The following is an 18,819-nucleotide window of genomic DNA, read 5'->3' on the forward strand; positions in this document are numbered from 1 at the left end:
ACAGCCAAAGTACTAATTTTGTATTTATAAATTTTAAAAACACATACACATGTTTGGAGATATGATGGGGATGATGGGTAAATTAAAGGAAACCCAGCAAAAAGTAGAGGAAACTAAAGAAAGATTAAATACCGTTTTGGTAGATGAAGAAAGTTCTGATGGTTTACTTAAAATTACACTCACCGCTAATCGAGAAGTTAAAAAAATCGCTATATCCGATCAACTATTAGAAGACAAGGAACAGCTAGAGGATTATTTAATTTTAACTTTAAATAAGGCTATCGCAAAAGCAACACAGGTTAATGAAACAGAATTGGCTGCAGTTGCTAAAGAAGGTATGCCAAATATCCCCGGGATGGATTTATTTAAATAGCCCTGTCATCAATTAAAGGGTATTGGGCTTTAAAAAAGTGCAGTTAGCTATTTTTATATTTTTCTTTCTCCTTTTAATTCTATAATTTTAACAAAAGCTAAAAAATTAACTAAAATCTGACAATATGTTTGAACTCAAAAATAAGGAAGGGTCTAGCTATCATTTTACCTTAAAAGCTAAAAACGGACAAGTTATCTTAAGTAGTGAGGTTTACAATAGTAAATCTGCTGCAGAAAACGGAATTGCATCGGTTAAGAAAAATGCATCTGAAGATGGAAGATATGAGCGTAAGACAGCAAAAAATGGTAAATTCTATTTTAACCTAAAAGCAGGTAACGGCCAGGTAATAGGTAGTAGTCAGATGTATGCTTCTGAATCTGGAATGGAAAATGGCATCAATTCTGTTAAAGAAAATGCACCGGGTGCCGATACTAAAGAAATTTAATTTTTTAAGTGTTTATAAATAAAGCTGTTCATTTATAAATGAACAGCTTTATTTTTATTCAAAGTAACCGAAGTTAGTAGTTCTAAAAAGTATTCATGTTTTTCCTGGGTATACTCCAAATGCGTTACAAGTCTTAATTTACCTTGCCCCATTCCATAAAAATGAACGTTTTTTGATGCCATTTCTGCAATAAATTCTTCTTCATTACCATCTATAACAAATATAACTATATTGGTATCTACAGGTTCTACCTGCGTTACAAAAGGTAGTTTTTTTAGTACTTCACCAATTTCTTTGGCTCTTTTGTGATCTTCTGCTAATCGATCGATATGATGTTCTATAGCATATAATCCGGCAGCTGCCAAATACCCTAACTGGCGCATTCCTCCTCCTAATATTTTTCTGATACGAATTGCATGCTCCATAATATCGGTATTACCAACTAAAACAGAGCCTATTGGTGCTCCCAGGCCTTTACTTAAACAGACAGAGATAGAATCAAAAACTTCTCCGTATTGGATAGCACTTTCATTCTTAGCCACAAGGGCATTCCATAATCGTGCTCCATCCAAATGATATCCAAGATGATGCTGATCACATACCTGTTTTATTTTTTTAATTTCTTCAAAATCATAACATGCTCCGCCTCCTTTATTGGTCGTATTCTCTATACACACCAAGCTTGTTAACGGGCTATGATAAAAATCTGGTGGATTAATTGCTGCTTCTACCTGCTCTGCTGTAACCATCCCTCTATGACCATCTAGTAATTTACATGATACGCCACTATTAAAAGAAACTCCTCCTCCTTCATAATTATATACATGAGCAAATTTATCGGCTATCAATTGCTCGCCTGGTTGTGTATGCAATTTAATAGCAGCCTGGTTTGCCATACTCCCCGAAGGGAAAAACAATGCAGTATCTTTACCAAACATTTGTGCTACCTTTTCCTCTAAAGCATTTACGGTAGGGTCTTCTTTATACACATCGTCCCCTACCTCAGCATTCATCATCGCAGCAAGCATTTCTGGAGTAGGTTTGGTAATGGTATCACTTCTAAGATCTATTTTCATTTTTTTATTATACTATATGATTTATATTGCAATCTACTCGACCAATAAAAATAATGCTATTTTTGTGAATAGCACTAGCATATTGCTCTAAAATAAATGTTCCTTCAAAAAAATATTATGTATAGGTTTTTTATATATTGTTTTTTACTGCAATTTCTTTTTACCCCAACCTCATTAAAGGCGCAACACTATACAGATTCACTACCGCAAAAAAGTTATAAAGAATTACAAAATCTTTTTTTAGAAAATCGTAATGTAGATTCTGTAAAGGCAAAAAAGATTTTGAAGGTTTATATAGAAAAAGCAAAGAAAAATTTAGATACTCTAAAAATAGCACAAGCCTTTCGACTTTATTGCCTGGATAAAAGTGAGGAAAATAAACAACCCTATTTAGATAGTATCATAGCTATTACTAAAAATAAACAAAATAAAAACTATCCTGCTTTTGCTTACCACAGGAAAGCACAATTTTTTCTACATCAACAAAGAAATATTGAAAAGACATTAAATAATCTTAACCTGGCTCGTAAGTATGCAAAATTGAATAACAATATTCGTCTTTTATACAGAATAAAACATCACATTGGCATTATTAAAAGTGAGCATTTAAATGAAAAAGAGGAAGCTTTGGCTATTTTTAAAGAGTGTGAAAAATTTTATAAAGATAACGACAAGTATATCTATAGATATTTATTTACGCTACATGTAATTGCAGAAACGTATATAGGTCTAAAAAAATACGATTCTGCATCATATTATAATAACCTGGGATATAACAAAGCTGTAAATGGTAGTGATATCGAGCAAAACAAAATGAAGGCCTATTTTATTTTATGTGAAGGGATCAACCAATATACCCAAAAAAAGTACACAACCTCTATTGACAGTATAAATAAAGCTATACCTACAATGATAGAATATAACGATATCTCTAATATAATTGATAGTAATTTTTATTTAGGGAAATCGTACTATGACCTTGGGAATAAAGAAAAAGCAATACCGCTTTTTAAAAAAACAGATTCTATATTAGCAACTTTAAATTCTATCCCACAATACAAACATGTTAAAACCTATGAGTATTTAAAAAATTATTATAAAGAAATAAATGATCTAATCAACCAAAATAAATATTTAGATAAGTTAAATACTGTATTAGATAATTATCTAAATGATCAGATTTTTATTAGTAGAAAAGTAAAAGAAGACTATGACATTCCTTTGCTAATTGAGGAACAACAGGTAATCATAAAAAAACTAAATAAAAATAATGATACTTATATTTCGGGATTATTGATTTCGGGAATACTTTTATTAATTTCTGGTGGGCTGATCTACTATCAGTATCGAAAAAGACGATTGTATAAAATTAGGTTCGAACAGCTGATTATCGATTCTAAATCAAATACACATACACCTCATTCAAACCAAGAGATTAAATCTACGAAAAGCTTGGATTTAAAAGTACCTGAAAAACATGTAACTTATATATTGAGTAAGCTTGATGAGTTTGAAAAAAACCATGATTTTTTGAATGTTGGAGTAAGTTCTCAATCTCTAGCAGATGATATAGAAACCAATGTTAAATACTTGTCACGAGTGATTAATCATTATAAAAATAAGAGTTTTACCAGTTATCTAAATGAGTTACGAATCACCTATGCTGTAAAAGAACTACAGGAGAATGTAATGCTACAAAAGTTTACTATAAAAGCTATCGCTAGCGAGTTTGGATATAACAGTGCTGAGACTTTTTCTAACGCCTTTTACAAACAGGTAAAGATAAAACCTTCTTATTTTATTAAAGAATTAAGAAAGGTAAAAAATGATAAAGAAGCTCCATTTATTTAAGCTATTAACGCTTCTTAAAAACACGAAATTCCAGAATTCCGTGTAATGTAAATAATTTTTCCATTTAAAAACAACGGTTTTTACATACATTCGTGATCAACTCACAAAACAACAAAACATATTACGTCATGAAAAAAAAATCACTCAACACAAAAAAACTTACTTTAAAAAAATTTGAAATTTCTAAATTTAATGATTTAAGTAAAATTCATGGAGGAGGCGGAGGCAGTACACCGCAAAATGGAGTTGCTCGATGTGTCTCTGACTCTTGTGGAAATGGAGCAGATTGCGATTCTTCTATTCACTTGATTATAAGATAAATAGTTTCAAAACCATTTTTAACCACGGTTTTTACATACATTCGTGATCAACTCACAAAACAACAAAACATATTACGTCATGAAAAAAAAATCACTCAACACAAAAAAACTAACTTTAAAAAAACTTGAAATTTCTAAACTTAATGGATTAAGTAAAATTTATGGAGGATTTCCAGGAGGAGGTAGTACACCTCAAAATGAGGCTGGCTGTGCCTCCCAATCTTGTAAGCGTAATAATGATTGTGACACTATTTATGTGGATAGAAAATAAACAATTTTAAAAACCACCCTCTACAATTTCATATAATACCATATCTAATTAGATATGGTATTCTTTTTTACAACAATGTCATCAAACCGCTACAGCAACATCTGGTATTTTTACTTCTAGTAATTGGCCGTTTTGTAATGCAACTACTCGATCTGCCATTGCAATGGTATCGGGTCTATGAGCAATAATTATTCTTGTAATGTTTAATTTCTTTACTGTAGTATTCACTACAGACTCTAACCCTACATCAAGATGTGAGGTAGCCTCATCGAGGAACAATATTTTAGGTTTTTTGTATAGAGCTCTTGCAAGTAGCAATCTTTGTTTTTGCCCACCAGACAAGCTACTTCCCATATCTCCAATTAAAGTATGATATCCCATTGGCATTGCCATAATATCTTGGTGTATAGCCGCCATCTGCGCACATTGTTCTATCCACTCCTGATCAAAATCAGGGTCAAAAAAGCAAATATTATCTGCAATACTACCCGATAATAGTTGATCATTTTGCATTACCGTACCTATTAAATTTCTATACGTTCGTAGCCCCACTTTTCGTATATCATATCCATCAACAAGAATAGTCCCGGTTTCTGGTTTTAGTAACCCCAACATTACTTTCATTAATGTTGTTTTTCCGCATCCCGATGCTCCCACTACTGCTATAGAGCTCCCCTCCTCTATTTTAAAATTAAGATTCTTAAATAAATACGGTTCATTATCAGAATATCTAAAACTAATATTCTCCAGATCCAGTTCTCCTTTTACCTGTGGCAACTGCCTTTTACCATCGATATCTTCTTCTTGCTCTGTAAGGATGATATCTCCCAGACGTTCCATGTGAAGGGAAAGCATTTTAAATTGTATAAATTTATTAACCAAAGCAGAAGCTTTTTCTGTAAACTGACTTTTATAAGACATAAAAGCATATAGCATTCCAATAGTCATCAAGCTATCCATCACTAATGAGGCAGCCAGATAAATCACAATTATATTTTCGAGTCCAAATAAAAATCCATTAATAAAGTTATAACCGATATCTAATTTGCCAATTCGTATACCAGTATTCATAGCATCGGCATAATAATTATGCCACACGGTTTGTCGTTGACTTTCATTACCAAATAGCTTAACACTTTGGATACCTCTCACAGTTTCCATAAAATTAGAATTCTGTTTGGCATCTGCTACAATAGCTTCTTCTTTCAATTGCCTATACGGGCGATACAATGCTAATCGCACTATTATATATAATGCTACAGCAGCCAGAACAATAAAGGCAAGTGTTGTGCTGTATATAAACATCATAACCAGAAGTCCGATAGCCATTATACCGTCTACAACGGTTTCAATAAGACCGGTAATTAATAATTGCTTTACATCTTCCAGAGATCCGAATCGGGAGATGATATCACCAATATGTCTTTTTTCAAAGTAATCCATTGGCAATTTTAACAAATGCCGTAACAGATTTGCTGCCATTTGGATATTGAGCTGTGTTCCCATATACAAAATAACGACTCCGCGTAATGCAGTTACTGCCAAATTAACAAGCTTCATAAGACCAAAACCTAATGCTAGTATCAACAATAAATCCAAATCTCGGCTAATAATAACATCATCTACTACTAACTGCATATAAAATGGAGTTGCTATCGCAAATACCTGTAGTAACAATGACAATACCAGAATTTGTGTCAATACCCTCTTTAAACCTGTAATTCTACTCCAGAAATCAGATAATTTTGCTCTTTTTGAAATTTTTTCTGGCTTAAAATCAGGTGTAGGTGTCAATTCTAATGCTACTCCTGTAAAATGCTTCGAAACTTCTGACAGTTTCATTATCCTTTTTCCAACGGCCGGATCGTGGATAGTGACTTTATTTCCTTTTACTGAAGTGAGTACAACAAAATGATTTAAATTCCAATGTAAAATACATGGAGTTTTTAATTGCGAAAGCTCCTCTAATTCAAGGCGTAGCGGTCTGGAGCTAAACTGAAGGTTATCTGCTAATTTTATAAGCCCTTGTAGCGTTGCTCCTTTTGCAGATATAGAGTATTTACGTCGTAAAGCATTGAGGTCCAACTTATGTCCATAATAATTAGCGACCATAGCTATAGAAGCTAGCCCACACTCTGCTACTTCTGTTTGTATGATGACAGGGACTCTTTTCCCCCAACCGTAATGAAGTAAATGAATTGGATTTTGCATAGACTATAATTTTCCTTTTAGACTATATATAGGTTCTAACAGCCATTGTCCCAGGCTGCGCTCTTCTAAAATAATATCTGCTGCTACAGACATTCCTGATTGCAATGGCATTTTTTTACCATATGCATTAATAGTTTGTACATCTAGAGCTACTTTTATGCGATATACAGGTTCTTGCATAGGAATGGGTATAGTAACTTCGTTTGGACTAATAACCGCTTCTGCTATTTGCACAATTTTACCTTGGTACAATCCATATCGTTGATACGGAAAAGCATCATATCGTAATAATACCTGCTGGTTCTTTTTCACAAAACCAATAGCTCTCGAAGGCAAAAACAATTCGGCATACAGTGTTGTATTTTCTGGTATGATGGTTAGTATGGGTACAGCAGAAGATACATTTTGCCCAATATTAACCTGGGTTGAAGTAATACGACCATTTACAGGAGCTTTGATCATATAAGAATGGCTGTTTTTTAATTCTATAAGACGTTCTTCTTTTTGTGCCAGCTGATTTTGCAATTCTTTTAATCGGGTACTTTTGCGTAAAGGAGATTGCTCCTGCTGCTTTCGTATATTGGCTATTTCTGTTTTCTTATTGATTTGTAATCTTTTGGTAGCATTAAAAGATGCCTTAGCACTAAAATATATACTTCTTTTACTACTAAGGTCATCTTCAGAAACTAGCCCTTTTACTCTTAGTTGCTTATAGGTATTCCATTGGTTTTTTGCCAGTTGTACTTGTTCTTTCTGGCTTTGTAATTGCTGATTGATCTGGTAATATTCATTCTTATGATTTATAAGAATGGTAGATAATCGGCTACCTTCGCTATCCAGAACTTGTGTTTCATCAATAATTCGTTGTTCTAGGTTTATTTTTTGTTGTTCTAGTCGGGTAATTAATTGTTGATTGATACTAATACTATCTTTTGTACCTCGTTCTGTAGTAACTTCGAGTAGGTTTTGGCCTTTACTAATTTTTTGACCATCTGTACTATGTTTTTTATCGATAACTCCATTAAATGGAGCATACACTCGCACTAAACCTTTGTCGGGTACCAAATATCCTGTTACCATCTCACGACGGGCAAAGGTTCCGAATGCTAAAAAAAGCCCCACCATCGTAACTACAAAAACCAGTATACCTGTAAATATCCAAAATGATATGGGTCGTATTAATAAAACATCTCCCAATAAACGTTGGGTGTTATTTTTTATGGCTTCTTTACGAAATAGTGGGGAACTCATAAGCTTTATTTAGTGAATTCTTTGTGTGAAATTTTCACATTCAAAATTATTAGATTGCCTTGTTGGATTTGTCGGGAAACTAATATGACAGGTCGGAGTACAAGAATCTACCACTCCTCCTTTTATGGTATTCATTTCAAGGTTTGATATGGTACACTTATTAAGGTTCAGTTTTTTAATTTTATTGTTTTTCATGATATCATTAATTTTATAGTATTATTTTTTTTTATCGTTTCAATAAAAGATTACATACAGGCCCAATTATATGGACCTGTATGATATTAAAGTATTAGTCTTCAGACATACTACCTACAACTGCACCAATAATAGCACCTACTATAGCGCCTATTGGTCCTCCTATTGCATTACCGATGCCTGCACCTGTAGCTGCACCACTTGCTGCATCACCACCATTAACTTCTTGTACTTCTTCAAATTTTAAATCTCTCATATTTATGATTTTTATTACTAAATTTATTTAGTGTTATTAAAAAATATATCAGAATATTCAGATACTATATTAATCTCCTTGTACTTGATCACCAACATATCCACCAGCAGCACAGCCTATTGTTTGACCATAAGTACGGCCTATATTCATTCCTATATAAGTCCCTACTAATGTTCCTACAGGTCCAAACAATGAACCTATTGCACCACCGATGTATCCTCCTGCTGTTTGACCACCAACTTGTCCAGCCACGGCTCCAGCTACACAACCTACGGCAGCACCTTCAGCAGGGCCTCCTCCGATTTCCTGAATTTCTTCAAATTTTAAATCTCTCATTTTTATAGTTTTAAATTATTAAACATAAATTTCTATCTAAGCGCTTCAATACCATCAAACTTAGTAGAACAAATAAGTTCTATGCAACAGGTTATATTGGGTATTCCAGAATTTCGAGCGTTTTTCTAGAATTTCGATTTTGTTTTTTCATAAAAAATTAAGGTTTTTAGAAATACAGTAAATATTGCTCTTAAGAATTATGAAAAAACTTAAAAATGGCTATATAAAGTCTGTGCTAATAGAAGCACTTGATAATATTTTGAAATTATCATTATGCGACTTTAAGATCATAACCATATCGATTATGTTATCCTTAAAATCCGGGCCTTCGACTTTTTTAGTTTTTTGAGAAAGTCTTACAACGCTTACATTTTTATCTTCCTGTAATATTTTGATATCTTCAAAATTTGCCTCTAGCGTATAACTAGACAAGACTGTTCTTAGTTGTTCTTTACCTGCATTAAACAAAACGTTATCTGGATGATGAAGATCAAATATTGTATCCAGATTTCTTTCTTTATAGGCAGAAGACAAGCTTTCAAAAAAGGCATTAAGATTGGTATTCATTATACATTTTTTATGAGTTATTAAATAATCAGGGTAATTTTTATAATTACCCTGATTAGCATCTAATTATTCTGAATTAACATTTGCTTGCAGCAATAAATCCGCCTGCGATAGCTCCAAACAAACCTCCAACAACTGCTCCTACTATACTTCCTGCAGGAGTAGCCGATGTTCCTATTGCACCTCCAATACCTGCACCAGTTCTAGCTCCTCCTAGAGCGCCCGCCAAAATACCTCCGGCAGTTTGTCCGCTACAACCACCATTTACAGAATTCAATTCACTATTTGTTAAATTTCTCATTGTGTTATTTTTTAATGATTTATATAATTAATTTGATTTTAAGAAAAAGCAAGCATCCCAGCCAAAGCTCCTATACCAAAGCCTAAAGCTGCTCCTACTGCTGCTCCTGCTGGCCCGGCCAATGATCCAATTTTGGCTCCTGCTCCTGCTCCTGCCAAACCTCCTCCAATTGCTCCACCTATTACTCCAGCATGATTAGTACCATCTCCTGCCGAAACATAAGCCACTTCGTTTACTGTTAAATCTCTCATTTTTGTATTTTTAAATTGTTAAACATAAATTTCTATCAAAGCGCTTTGATGCTAGCAAACATAGAGGAACAAGAAGGTTTTTTGCAACAGGTTATATTGGGTATTCCAGAATTTCGAGCGTTTTTCCAGAATTTCGATTTTGTTTTTTCATAAAAAAATGACTGAAAACATTTCAAGTATTATTTCTCTAAAAAAAGAAAGTATTTTATCGTCTAATAATCATAAACAAAAAATCGTCTGAAATATATTTTCAGACGATTCATCTCAACTTTCGAAAAACTGTGTGTTTACAAATCAGCTAAAAATGTATTAGCAAAGAATCTCGATAAGTATTGTTATTTACTTGTGAGCATTAACACATACCTGGCAGCTCATAGGTGTTTGTGAGTATTGACATGCCAATCCTTGTGTACCATTTCCACAACCAAATGGATCTGCTGTTGGTAAACCAGGCCCTGTTATTGGGTGAGGCCAGTTTATTCCCCCCTTAATGCTATCTAATTGTGCAACATTCATTTTCTTAAGACTCAATTTCTTTTTACTTTTCATGATATCTAATTTTAAGTTATACAAATATCAAAGCGCTTTGATAGAAACAAACATAGCTTGCTCTATAAGCTTAATGCAAATAGTAGTATTGAGTATTCTGGAAAAACGAACGATTTTCCAGAATTTCGACTTTGTTTTTAGATTAAATGGCAGAAAATCTTATCATGAGGCGGTTAAAATGCCTCTATGAAATTGTAGTTTTTGAAATTATAAAGGAAAAAGAATTAGCTAATCAAAAGGCATTCGTCCCATTTGGTGTCAAAAGGAGCCAAATAGGATATTATAGATAACCCGATACCCGCAACACCTTCAAGCAAACTTACTTCGGTTTTCCATTTTTCTTCATCTGTTCCTCGCCATACCATATATCCCGCGTATCCTTGTTCATGTATAGCCATACCAAGTGCTTTCTGGGCCCAAAAATCAGAAGCTTCCTTAAATGCTATATCGTTTGTTTTTCTATATAAATAATTATAAATATGAAGTACTCCATATGCTCCATGGCACAATCCAGCATCCTGAATTCCTGCTTCTTCAATATTTTTTCGTTGCGTAGAATATTTTAAAATAGCTATTGCTTCATCACTAATTTGGGTATCTCCTAATATTGTACCCGCTCTAAATATCGATATTCCTATCCCTAAATCTCCATAGCACCACGCTAATCTCGAATTATTATCCTCTACATTCTCTTCAATAATCCAATTAGGAAATGTAGCGGTTAGTGTTTTATCTTTATTTTTACAATGCAATATATAGCGCACCGACTGTTGTAACATCTCTCTAACATCATCATAAAATTCTTTATGTTCGGCTATTCGGGATAGGAAATTAACCATACTTGATATTCCGTGAGACAAACTTAAATTACACCCCTTAACTCCTTCTTCCTGCCTTAGAACAGACTCCCACCATACTCCGTGGTCATTCTTTTTTGATGATTTTTTTAGTGCTGCAATTAATTCATCAAGGTAGTTCTTATAGTGCTTTTTTGACTCTTCTGAAGCCAGATTTTGATAACGCTTTAAAAAATAATATCCATATCCCATTGCACCATGTAGAAAATCATAATTCTCTGTTTTTATATCAGCTCTCATTGCTTCTAACAAATAAGAATCTAAATCAGACGAAAGGAAGTCATCATCTAACTCTACAAACTCTTCTTCTTTAAGAATTTCGAGCACCCAACATGCTCCTGCAATTCCAGTACAAAAAGTGGGAAAAGTAAAACCATTATTAATAAGTTCTACAGCTCTTGTAATTGTTTCTGCTCCTTTATCTGCATGAATATCCTCATCTAAAAATTTTGAATAATAAAACTGAAATAAAGCAACTCCAGAAACTCCTGATAAAACCCCTACTTCCTGATTATTTTTTGCTTTAGCATCTAAAACCTCACTTATTTCCTTTAATTTATTCCTTAGTTGAATTTCAATAGTCATGTAGTGCTTAGTATTTCGAATTTGTAAAGTGGTAAAGATAAAAAGTAAAATAGTAGGGCTTCAAACAATATCAGTCTAAATTCTAGAATTTAGACTGATATCTATTTTATAGTACCCAAAATGATAAGATATATATTTAAAAACCGCAACTAAAACTACCTATAGGAGACCCATCTGGTATTTTGGGAGATGGTAATACTTTAAAATCCTCTGGCTTCTCTATAAATTTATTAATTTGATTGAGATAATATTCATTATACATTTTATCTGTAACATCGCCAGTCTTGCTTTTAAGAAGGGGAATTAAACCTTTAATTTTTGCATATGCGATAGCGTTAACTTGCGAATACGTTTGTGTATTCTTACTAAGGTTCATTAAATATTTTAAAATATTAGCTTTTACCATATGTTGAATTTCTTTATGGTAATTATTTTTAGCTTTGGTTTCAAAAGAGAATCTTAATAATTCATCTAGAGTTTCTACTAATCCTAATTGATTTTGATCTAAACTTTTTTGCTGTACCAGTCGAGATGCTCTCTCGGGATGCAATAACAAAGAAAGACTCATATCACTTGCTGTAGAAGCTACGCTTAGAGCATCAAAACCAACTCCTGTTTTTCCTTTAAAAGATTCTCTGGTTCTACCATATCCAAAAGCTCTTGGTGGAAATAATTTTAATTTATCTTCTGGAATAGCCAAAACTTCAGGAGATAATGTCTTTAAAACTGCTTCAAGTGCTTCTTTTTGTTTTTTTGAATTAACTGTTTCTACAATCGTTTGTTGATCACCCTTAACTGCATAATTATAATTTAGTCCTCCAATAAGCTTTACTGTAGCCTCGGTTTGATACCTGTGGAAAAAATACAATGGTACAAAAACATCTTCTAAAACCGAATATGGTTCATTACTTCTTATGTTATCTGAAGAAAAATTGCGTATCGCAACTTCTCTAATTTTCAGCATATTATCTAGTTCTTCGGTAACACTTTTACCATTATCCCATAAATGAGCTAATTCATGTGCTCCTCCTTGAGGTCTGGCATCACTATCCGAAATAAAACGAAGACCCGATTGATAAGCGGTATTCAAAATCTTGTTAAGTGCTTCTTTTTCATTAGTATTTTTATCAAATTCTGAATAACTGTATGCTACTGTTACCTTATCCCATTCTCCTATATTGGTATCATAAGCATTCGACAAATCTATTTTGCCATCCTTAAGTGCCACTGTTGGGTGAGGATAATCCATTACCGATGCTCTTCCGTTTGTACTTGCGGTAAAATTATGCGCAAAACCAATAGTATGACCTACCTCATGCGCAGATAATTGGCGAATACGAGCTAGTGCCATTTTCAACATAGGTTCATAATTATCATCACGAGTAGCAAAAGGTTGATTTAGTAATGCCTGAGCTATTAGAAAGTCCTGACGTATTCTTAAACTCCCTAAACTTACATGTCCTTTAAGAATCTCTCCTGTTCTGGGATCAACAACACTTGCACCATAACTCCACCCTCTGGTAGAACGATGTACCCATTGTATTACATTATATCGTAAATCCATAGGATCTGCATCTGCAGGTAACATCTTAACCTGGTACGCATCTTTAAAACCAATTGCTTCATATGCCTGATTCCACCATCTTGCTCCATCCAATAATGCAGATCGCACCGGTTCTGGGGTACCAGGATCTAAATAATAAACAATAGGTTCTTTTGCTTCACTTATATCTTGATTTGGATTTTTTTTCTCTAATCGATGTCTAATAATATAGCGCTTCTTTATAGGATCTTGTACAGGTGTTGCATAATCCAGGTAGGAAACAGATATAGCTCCACTTCTGGGATCAAACTCTCTTTTCTTATATCCATCATCTGGTAGTTCTACAAAAGAATGATGCTGAATAACAGTTAAGAATTTTGAGTCTGGTGCTACGGATCTAATATTTTGCCCCGTAGGTGAGCCTTTATAGGTAATCAAAGCCTCAAATTCTACATTTTTAGGAAAAGCTTTGGTTCTTTCGAGACTCAAACTGCTTCTGGTTTTGTCAACACTGTACGTTCCTTCTTTTTGATACTTTAATCGATTAATGATGTTATGAGTATCCTGTAGAAGAAAAGGAGTTAAGTCAATAATATATGTATTAGACTTCTCTTCTTTAATAGGAAATCCAAACAGTACAGATTTTGCAAAAGCCTGTTCTACACTTCTTTTCTCTAGTGTATTGTCTGTTATAGCGCGGTATCGTTGATTGGGTTGCACCAGTAACAGCTTACCACCTGCTTTTTGAAACTTTACTACTACGCCGTCACCAATCTGTCCTCTATCTAATCCTATATCATTTGATCCTAACCCTGTAGCCAACGAATGTACATATAAAAACTCTGAGTCGAGCTTATCTACTTCTAGATAAATCTCATCTTTTGATTCATTATAATAGAACTTAAAATAGCCATCAAAAGATGCCAAATTTTTCTGTTTTTCTAAAAATTGAGCCGAAATGATATTCCCCGCTAGAAAGAATAAACAAATGAAGCGTAGTTTCATAGACTGATGATTTATGTGATAAAATTTCTAAATCTATAAAATAACACAAAAATTACTTCTTACTGAACTGTTAAATCTTATTTTTGTCAAAAATAAATTAGATTATGATCAATACTGAGACTTTACAAGATCTTAGGGAGCGCCTGGTTGCGTTAAGGAGGTATCTTTGACATTGATGCCAAACTTATAGAAATAGCTAATCAGGAAGAAAAAACATTTGCTCCAGATTTTTGGGATAATGCCCAGGAAGCCGAAAAACTAATGCGCATTCTAAATGCTGAAAAAAAGTGGGTTTCTGAATACGAAAAAGGAGTTACACTGGTTGATGACCTCGAAGTACTTTATGAATTTTATAAAGAAGGTGATGCCACCGAAGCAGAAGTTTCTGAACGTTATGATGAAACCAAATCGTTAATTGAAGATTTGGAATTTAAAAATATGCTTAGTGATGAAGGGGACAATATGAGTGCCGTACTACAAATCACGGCAGGCGCAGGAGGTACCGAAAGTTGTGATTGGGCTAGCATGCTCATGCGCATGTACCTGATGTGGGCAGAAAAACAAGGCTTTAAAATTAGAGAGCTTAATTATCAAGGAGGTGATGTAGCAGGTATAAAAACAGTTACTCTCGAAATTGAAGGAGACTATGCATTTGGATGGTTGAAAGGAGAAAATGGTGTGCATCGATTAGTACGTATCTCTCCATTCGATAGTAATGCAAAACGTCATACTTCGTTTGCTTCTATTTATGTGTATCCTCTTGCCGATGATAGTATAGAAATAGATATCAATCCTGCTGATTATGAAATCATCACATCTCGTTCTAGTGGAGCAGGTGGACAAAATGTAAATAAAGTAGAAACCAAAGTACAGCTCACCCACTTCCCTACCGGAATCCAGATTTCATGCTCAGATACAAGATCACAACAAGAAAATAGGTTAAAAGCATTACAAATGCTTAAATCACAATTGTTTGAAATTGAACTTAAGAAGCAACAAGCGCAACGTGATGAGATCGAGGCCTCAAAAATGAAAATAGAATGGGGATCTCAAATTCGTAATTATGTCATGCACCCATATAAATTGGTTAAAGATGTAAGAACTGCAGAAGAAACAGGTAATGTAGATGCTGTAATGGATGGTAACATCAATCAATTCTTAAAGGCTTACCTTATGGCAATGGGACAAAAAAATGACGATTAAAAAACAAAACCAAAATGATCACAATTTATCATAATTCGAGATGTAGTAAATCAAGAGGATGTCTTGCCATACTCGAAGAGCAAAAAAAAGACATTACTGTGGTTAATTACCTACAAAATCCACCTTCAGAAAAAGAATTAAAAGAAATACTTAAACTTTTAGATATCTCTCCTATAGACCTGGTTAGAAAAAATGAAGCCATCTGGAAAGAAAATTTTAAAGGTAAAGATTATACCGATTCTGAATTGATCACTATACTCTCTAATAATCCAAAATTAATCGAACGCCCTATTGTTGTTAACGAAGGTAAAGCAATAATCGGACGACCACCAGAAAAAGTTATTGATATTATTTAAGTAATACTTCTCTTATAAAATATTTTTTGCTTAAGATTAAACCTTTTACATTTCTTCATGTCTAAATGCAAGTAATTGAATTAGGTGATACTACGTATCATCCATTTTAAATACATCACATTTAACACATCATTAACCGCCTTCTCGTATCTGCATCGATACTTTTGGCCAGAATTATTCAATTTTAAAAATGAAGAAATTTTTATTCTTACTATTTTCGGCATTAACACTTACACTATCTGCTCAAAATCGAAACTTTACAAAGGGGCCTGTAAACATTACTGGTTTAATCTTAGATCAAGACACTAATAAACCCCTGGAATATGCTACAATAGCTTTTTTTAGCCCCAGGCTACAGAAAATTGTTACTGGGGGTATTACCGATAAAAATGGAAAATTTGCTATTGAAGTAGATGCTGGAGTATATGACGTAAGTGTCGAATTTATCTCATTTAAAACCAAAAAGCTTCCCAGGCAAAAGTTATTCAAAAACACAAACTTAGGTACAATTACTCTTGGATTAGATACCGAAACACTAGACGATGTTGTCGTCATAGCAGAAAAAACTACTGTAGAAATCAAATTAGATAAAAAGATTTATAATGTAGGCAAAGATCTCACAGTGAGTGGCGGTACGGTGAGTGATGTTCTGGATAATGTACCTTCTGTTTCTGTAGATGTCGAAGGAAATGTTGCACTTCGTGGTAACGATAATGTAAGAATCCTTATTAACGGAAAGCCATCGGGTTTAGTTGGTTTAAACAGTACAGATGCATTAAGACAACTGCCTGCAGAATCTATAGAAAGAGTCGAAGTAATCACCTCGCCTTCTGCTCGTTATGATGCAGAAGGAACTGCAGGGATTTTAAATATTATTCTAAGACGAAGTAAATTACAAGGTATGAACGGAGCCATTACAATTAATGGTGGTTATCCCCTATCTGCTGGTATTTCGGGAAATCTAAATTATCGATCTGGAGATTTTAATTTTTTTACAACTTCAGGATATAACTATAGAGAAGTCCCAGGTAATTCTTTTTCACAAACTCAATATCTTTTTAGTGGCTTACCTAGCTCTTTTTTAAGAGAAGAACGGGATTTTGATAGGATACGTAAAGGATTAAATTCTAATATAGGAGTCGAATGGTATATCAACGAAACTTCATCTGTCACAACATCTTTTTTATATAGATCTAGTGATAAAGAAAGTAATACAACAAATAGAATTACAGAATTAAATTCTAATGGAGATATTTTAAGTCAAAATATTCGTTTTGATCCAGAGATCGAAGATGATATTACGAAACAATACTCTCTTAATTACACTAAAGATTTTGATACCAGTGGTCACAAATTAACTTTCGATTTTCAGATAGAAGATAGTAATGAAGATGAAAGATCAAAAATTACACAAGAAAATATAACTGCTGTAGAGCTTGTAGAAACAATAGAAGAACAAAATCGTATTCTGTTGCAAGCTGATTATGTATTACCTATCGGTGAAAACACTCAATTCGAATTAGGATATAGAGGTAATTTTAATGAGTTGGATACTGATTATCTGGTGCAGTTAGAAGATAATGGATCCATAACAACAAATTCTGATTTATCAAACACCTTATTGTATACAGAACAAGTAAATGCTGGGTACACACAATTAGGAAGTAAATGGGGAAAACTATCTTATTTATTAGGACTTAGAATGGAAAGTACTCGAATTACTATTGATCAGCAAACTAGTAATGATTTAAGCAAAAAGAATTATACCGACATATTTCCTACAGTTAATCTAGGATACGAAATCTCTAAAAAACAAAGTTTAACTCTTGGTTATAACCGTAGAATACGTAGGCCTAGGTCCAGATTTATTAACCCTTTTCCTTCTAGATCTAGTGCTACTAATTTATTTCAGGGAAATCCAGATCTTGATCCAAGTTACTCTAATGCATTTGATTTAGGATATTTAAATAGAATGGGAAAGCTTACTTTAAATACATCTATATATTATAATCACTCTACACAAATATTCACTTTTATTTCTGAAGATACAGGTGATACTACAACCATTGGAGCAGATGCAAATAATCCTGGTACAGAAGTTCCTGTTATTAGAAGAACACCTATAAACTTAACTAGTTCTGATCGATATGGTTTTGAGTTTACTCTTACTTATAACCCAAGTAGAAAATGGAGAGTGAATGGTAATTTTAACGCATTTCAGAATAGTGTTCGAGGAGAGAATAATGGAGAAAATCTTGATGCAGATAATTTTAGTTGGTTTGCAAGACTTAATAATAAAGTTACACTACCAGCAAAAATAGATTGGCAAACCAGCATGTTTTATAGAGGGCCAAGTGAAAATGCACAAACAAAAAGTGATGGTATTTTTAGTATGAACTTTGCATTCAGTAAAGATCTTTTTAAAGAAAAGGCTTCGATAACTTTTAATGTTAGTGATGTATTTAACTCTCGAAAGCGAATAAGCACCTCTACTACTACTACATTTATGTCGGATAATGAATTTCAATGGAGAGAACGTAGCTTTAATCTATCATTTACCTACAGATTTAATCAGAAAAAGAAAAGACAACGCCCTCAAAGAGGTATTAACGGGGATGAAGAATTCGAAGGATAATACTTATAGAATTAAAACAAAAAAAGGAAGTCAAAATGACTTCCTTTTTTTGTTTTAATTATTAATATGGATACGGTTTTATTTAAAAAAATATTTTATAAAAACACCACCTAAACTCATAATTGTCCTACATATTTTTTAAACCATTAAAGTAAGTTTGTTTATCAAGTAGCAGGAAAAGTAGAGCTGGATTTTTTCTGTTTCCTCAAAACCCTTGTTTATTACCAAAACAAACTTTAATTCATCTGTTTGTATGCATATTTTTTGGTTTTTCAATTAACAAACAACTATATGACATAACTAACTTTGGTAGAAAACATGTTCTTTTACTTTTCACTAATTTAAATAATATTCACATGAATAATACTAACCTACTTATAGT

20 protein-coding genes are annotated in these 18,819 nt (G+C 33.2%); 8 read left to right on the top strand and 12 right to left on the bottom strand.

Going from position 1 to position 18,819, the window contains the following annotated elements:
- The first annotated feature begins 49 nt into the window (after positions 1-49).
- A complete protein-coding gene (locus tag NNL09_RS21805; RefSeq protein WP_025668016.1) occupies positions 50-373 on the top strand; it encodes a YbaB/EbfC family nucleoid-associated protein in 324 nt (107 codons plus the stop codon).
- 124 nt (positions 374-497) lie between these two features.
- Positions 498-818, top strand: coding sequence for a YegP family protein (locus tag NNL09_RS21810; RefSeq protein ID WP_025668015.1), 321 nt, complete (start codon positions 498-500; stop codon positions 816-818).
- Between the two features lie 32 nt (positions 819-850).
- On the opposite strand, the gene NNL09_RS21815 is transcribed toward NNL09_RS21810, so the two are convergent.
- Positions 851-1,894 (bottom strand): low specificity L-threonine aldolase, encoded by a 1,044-nt coding sequence (locus NNL09_RS21815; RefSeq protein ID WP_196911322.1) that lies wholly within the window; start codon positions 1,892-1,894, stop codon positions 851-853.
- A 117-nt stretch (positions 1,895-2,011) separates the two neighbouring features.
- Here NNL09_RS21815 and NNL09_RS21820 point away from each other — a divergent pair, with 117 nt between their 5' ends.
- From NNL09_RS21820 to NNL09_RS21830, 3 genes are all read left to right on the top strand, one after another.
- Positions 2,012-3,745, top strand: coding sequence for an AraC family transcriptional regulator (locus NNL09_RS21820; protein WP_196911323.1), 1,734 nt, complete (start codon positions 2,012-2,014; stop codon positions 3,743-3,745).
- A gap of 128 nt (positions 3,746-3,873) precedes the next feature.
- The gene (locus NNL09_RS21825; RefSeq protein WP_025668012.1) at positions 3,874-4,065 is read left to right on the top strand and encodes a hypothetical protein; all 192 of its coding nucleotides are present in this window, start codon (positions 3,874-3,876) and stop codon (positions 4,063-4,065) included.
- 79 nt (positions 4,066-4,144) lie between these two features.
- Positions 4,145-4,336: a hypothetical protein gene (locus NNL09_RS21830; RefSeq protein WP_025668011.1), complete on the top strand. Its 192-nt coding sequence runs from the start codon at positions 4,145-4,147 to the stop codon at positions 4,334-4,336.
- An 81-nt stretch (positions 4,337-4,417) separates the two neighbouring features.
- Here the strand turns inward: NNL09_RS21830 and NNL09_RS21835 are convergent, their stop codons facing one another.
- From NNL09_RS21835 to NNL09_RS21885, 11 genes are all read right to left on the bottom strand, one after another.
- Complete coding sequence (locus NNL09_RS21835; RefSeq protein ID WP_196911324.1) at positions 4,418-6,547, bottom strand: peptidase domain-containing ABC transporter; 2,130 nt, start codon at positions 6,545-6,547, stop codon at positions 4,418-4,420.
- Positions 6,548-6,550: 3 nt separating this feature from the next.
- Positions 6,551-7,798, bottom strand: coding sequence for an HlyD family secretion protein (locus tag NNL09_RS21840; RefSeq protein WP_196911325.1), 1,248 nt, complete (start codon positions 7,796-7,798; stop codon positions 6,551-6,553).
- 9 nt (positions 7,799-7,807) lie between these two features.
- Positions 7,808-7,993: a TIGR04149 family rSAM-modified RiPP gene (locus NNL09_RS21845; protein WP_074405920.1), complete on the bottom strand. Its 186-nt coding sequence runs from the start codon at positions 7,991-7,993 to the stop codon at positions 7,808-7,810.
- A 94-nt stretch (positions 7,994-8,087) separates the two neighbouring features.
- A complete protein-coding gene (locus NNL09_RS21850) occupies positions 8,088-8,249 on the bottom strand; it encodes a Blp family class II bacteriocin (RefSeq protein ID WP_074405919.1) in 162 nt (53 codons plus the stop codon).
- Positions 8,250-8,318: 69 nt separating this feature from the next.
- Positions 8,319-8,585 (bottom strand): hypothetical protein, encoded by a 267-nt coding sequence (locus NNL09_RS21855; RefSeq protein ID WP_025668006.1) that lies wholly within the window; start codon positions 8,583-8,585, stop codon positions 8,319-8,321.
- Positions 8,586-8,804: 219 nt separating this feature from the next.
- Positions 8,805-9,152: a hypothetical protein gene (locus NNL09_RS21860; RefSeq protein WP_025668154.1), complete on the bottom strand. Its 348-nt coding sequence runs from the start codon at positions 9,150-9,152 to the stop codon at positions 8,805-8,807.
- 76 nt (positions 9,153-9,228) lie between these two features.
- A complete protein-coding gene (locus NNL09_RS21865) occupies positions 9,229-9,453 on the bottom strand; it encodes a Blp family class II bacteriocin (RefSeq protein WP_025668153.1) in 225 nt (74 codons plus the stop codon).
- Between the two features lie 38 nt (positions 9,454-9,491).
- Positions 9,492-9,704, bottom strand: a complete 213-nt coding sequence (locus NNL09_RS21870; protein ID WP_025668151.1) for a hypothetical protein — start codon at positions 9,702-9,704, stop codon at positions 9,492-9,494.
- A gap of 339 nt (positions 9,705-10,043) precedes the next feature.
- Positions 10,044-10,253: a hypothetical protein gene (locus tag NNL09_RS21875; RefSeq protein WP_025667785.1), complete on the bottom strand. Its 210-nt coding sequence runs from the start codon at positions 10,251-10,253 to the stop codon at positions 10,044-10,046.
- 224 nt (positions 10,254-10,477) lie between these two features.
- A complete protein-coding gene (locus NNL09_RS21880) occupies positions 10,478-11,695 on the bottom strand; it encodes a lanthionine synthetase C family protein (RefSeq protein WP_025667787.1) in 1,218 nt (405 codons plus the stop codon).
- Positions 11,696-11,831: 136 nt separating this feature from the next.
- Positions 11,832-14,243: a zinc-dependent metalloprotease gene (locus NNL09_RS21885; RefSeq protein WP_196911326.1), complete on the bottom strand. Its 2,412-nt coding sequence runs from the start codon at positions 14,241-14,243 to the stop codon at positions 11,832-11,834.
- Between the two features lie 104 nt (positions 14,244-14,347).
- Here NNL09_RS21885 and prfB point away from each other — a divergent pair.
- The 3 genes from prfB to NNL09_RS21900 all read left to right on the top strand — a co-directional run bounded on the left by prfB (position 14,348) and on the right by NNL09_RS21900 (position 18,437).
- Positions 14,348-15,446 (top strand): peptide chain release factor 2 gene (gene prfB, locus NNL09_RS21890; RefSeq protein WP_152538397.1). Its coding sequence is split into 2 segments (ribosomal slippage): positions 14,348-14,410 and positions 14,412-15,446, totalling 1,098 coding nucleotides; the frame shifts between segments, so codons are not numbered across the junction.
- Positions 15,447-15,460: 14 nt separating this feature from the next.
- Entirely contained in the window at positions 15,461-15,802 is a 342-nt protein-coding gene (gene arsC, locus NNL09_RS21895) for an arsenate reductase (glutaredoxin) (protein WP_025667790.1), read from the top strand.
- A 190-nt stretch (positions 15,803-15,992) separates the two neighbouring features.
- Positions 15,993-18,437 carry a TonB-dependent receptor domain-containing protein gene (locus NNL09_RS21900; protein WP_025667791.1) on the top strand — a complete coding sequence of 815 codons (2,445 nt, stop codon included), beginning with the start codon at positions 15,993-15,995 and terminating at the stop codon, positions 18,435-18,437.
- Positions 18,438-18,819 lie beyond the last annotated feature (382 nt).

Source organism: Aquimarina sp. EL_43 (assembly GCF_943422735.1).
In the GTDB taxonomy this organism is placed as follows: Bacteria; Bacteroidota; Bacteroidia; order Flavobacteriales; family Flavobacteriaceae; genus Aquimarina; species Aquimarina megaterium.

Excerpts from the sequence above, each read along its gene's own strand:
- NNL09_RS21805 (WP_025668016.1), top strand. The coding sequence starts at position 50 with ATGTTTGGAGATATGATGGGGATGATGGGTAAATTAAAGGAAACCCAG.
- NNL09_RS21810 (WP_025668015.1), top strand. The coding sequence starts at position 498 with ATGTTTGAACTCAAAAATAAGGAAGGGTCTAGCTATCATTTTACCTTA.
- NNL09_RS21815 (WP_196911322.1), bottom strand. The coding sequence starts at position 1,894 with ATGAAAATAGATCTTAGAAGTGATACCATTACCAAACCTACTCCAGAA.
- NNL09_RS21820 (WP_196911323.1), top strand. The coding sequence starts at position 2,012 with ATGTATAGGTTTTTTATATATTGTTTTTTACTGCAATTTCTTTTTACC.
- NNL09_RS21825 (WP_025668012.1), top strand. The coding sequence starts at position 3,874 with ATGAAAAAAAAATCACTCAACACAAAAAAACTTACTTTAAAAAAATTT.
- NNL09_RS21830 (WP_025668011.1), top strand. The coding sequence starts at position 4,145 with ATGAAAAAAAAATCACTCAACACAAAAAAACTAACTTTAAAAAAACTT.
- NNL09_RS21835 (WP_196911324.1), bottom strand. The coding sequence starts at position 6,547 with ATGCAAAATCCAATTCATTTACTTCATTACGGTTGGGGGAAAAGAGTC.
- NNL09_RS21840 (WP_196911325.1), bottom strand. The coding sequence starts at position 7,798 with ATGAGTTCCCCACTATTTCGTAAAGAAGCCATAAAAAATAACACCCAA.
- NNL09_RS21845 (WP_074405920.1), bottom strand. The coding sequence starts at position 7,993 with ATGAAAAACAATAAAATTAAAAAACTGAACCTTAATAAGTGTACCATA.
- NNL09_RS21850 (WP_074405919.1), bottom strand. The coding sequence starts at position 8,249 with ATGAGAGATTTAAAATTTGAAGAAGTACAAGAAGTTAATGGTGGTGAT.
- NNL09_RS21855 (WP_025668006.1), bottom strand. The coding sequence starts at position 8,585 with ATGAGAGATTTAAAATTTGAAGAAATTCAGGAAATCGGAGGAGGCCCT.
- NNL09_RS21860 (WP_025668154.1), bottom strand. The coding sequence starts at position 9,152 with ATGAATACCAATCTTAATGCCTTTTTTGAAAGCTTGTCTTCTGCCTAT.
- NNL09_RS21865 (WP_025668153.1), bottom strand. The coding sequence starts at position 9,453 with ATGAGAAATTTAACAAATAGTGAATTGAATTCTGTAAATGGTGGTTGT.
- NNL09_RS21870 (WP_025668151.1), bottom strand. The coding sequence starts at position 9,704 with ATGAGAGATTTAACAGTAAACGAAGTGGCTTATGTTTCGGCAGGAGAT.
- NNL09_RS21875 (WP_025667785.1), bottom strand. The coding sequence starts at position 10,253 with ATGAAAAGTAAAAAGAAATTGAGTCTTAAGAAAATGAATGTTGCACAA.
- NNL09_RS21880 (WP_025667787.1), bottom strand. The coding sequence starts at position 11,695 with ATGACTATTGAAATTCAACTAAGGAATAAATTAAAGGAAATAAGTGAG.
- NNL09_RS21885 (WP_196911326.1), bottom strand. The coding sequence starts at position 14,243 with ATGAAACTACGCTTCATTTGTTTATTCTTTCTAGCGGGGAATATCATT.
- arsC (WP_025667790.1), top strand. The coding sequence starts at position 15,461 with ATGATCACAATTTATCATAATTCGAGATGTAGTAAATCAAGAGGATGT.
- NNL09_RS21900 (WP_025667791.1), top strand. The coding sequence starts at position 15,993 with ATGAAGAAATTTTTATTCTTACTATTTTCGGCATTAACACTTACACTA.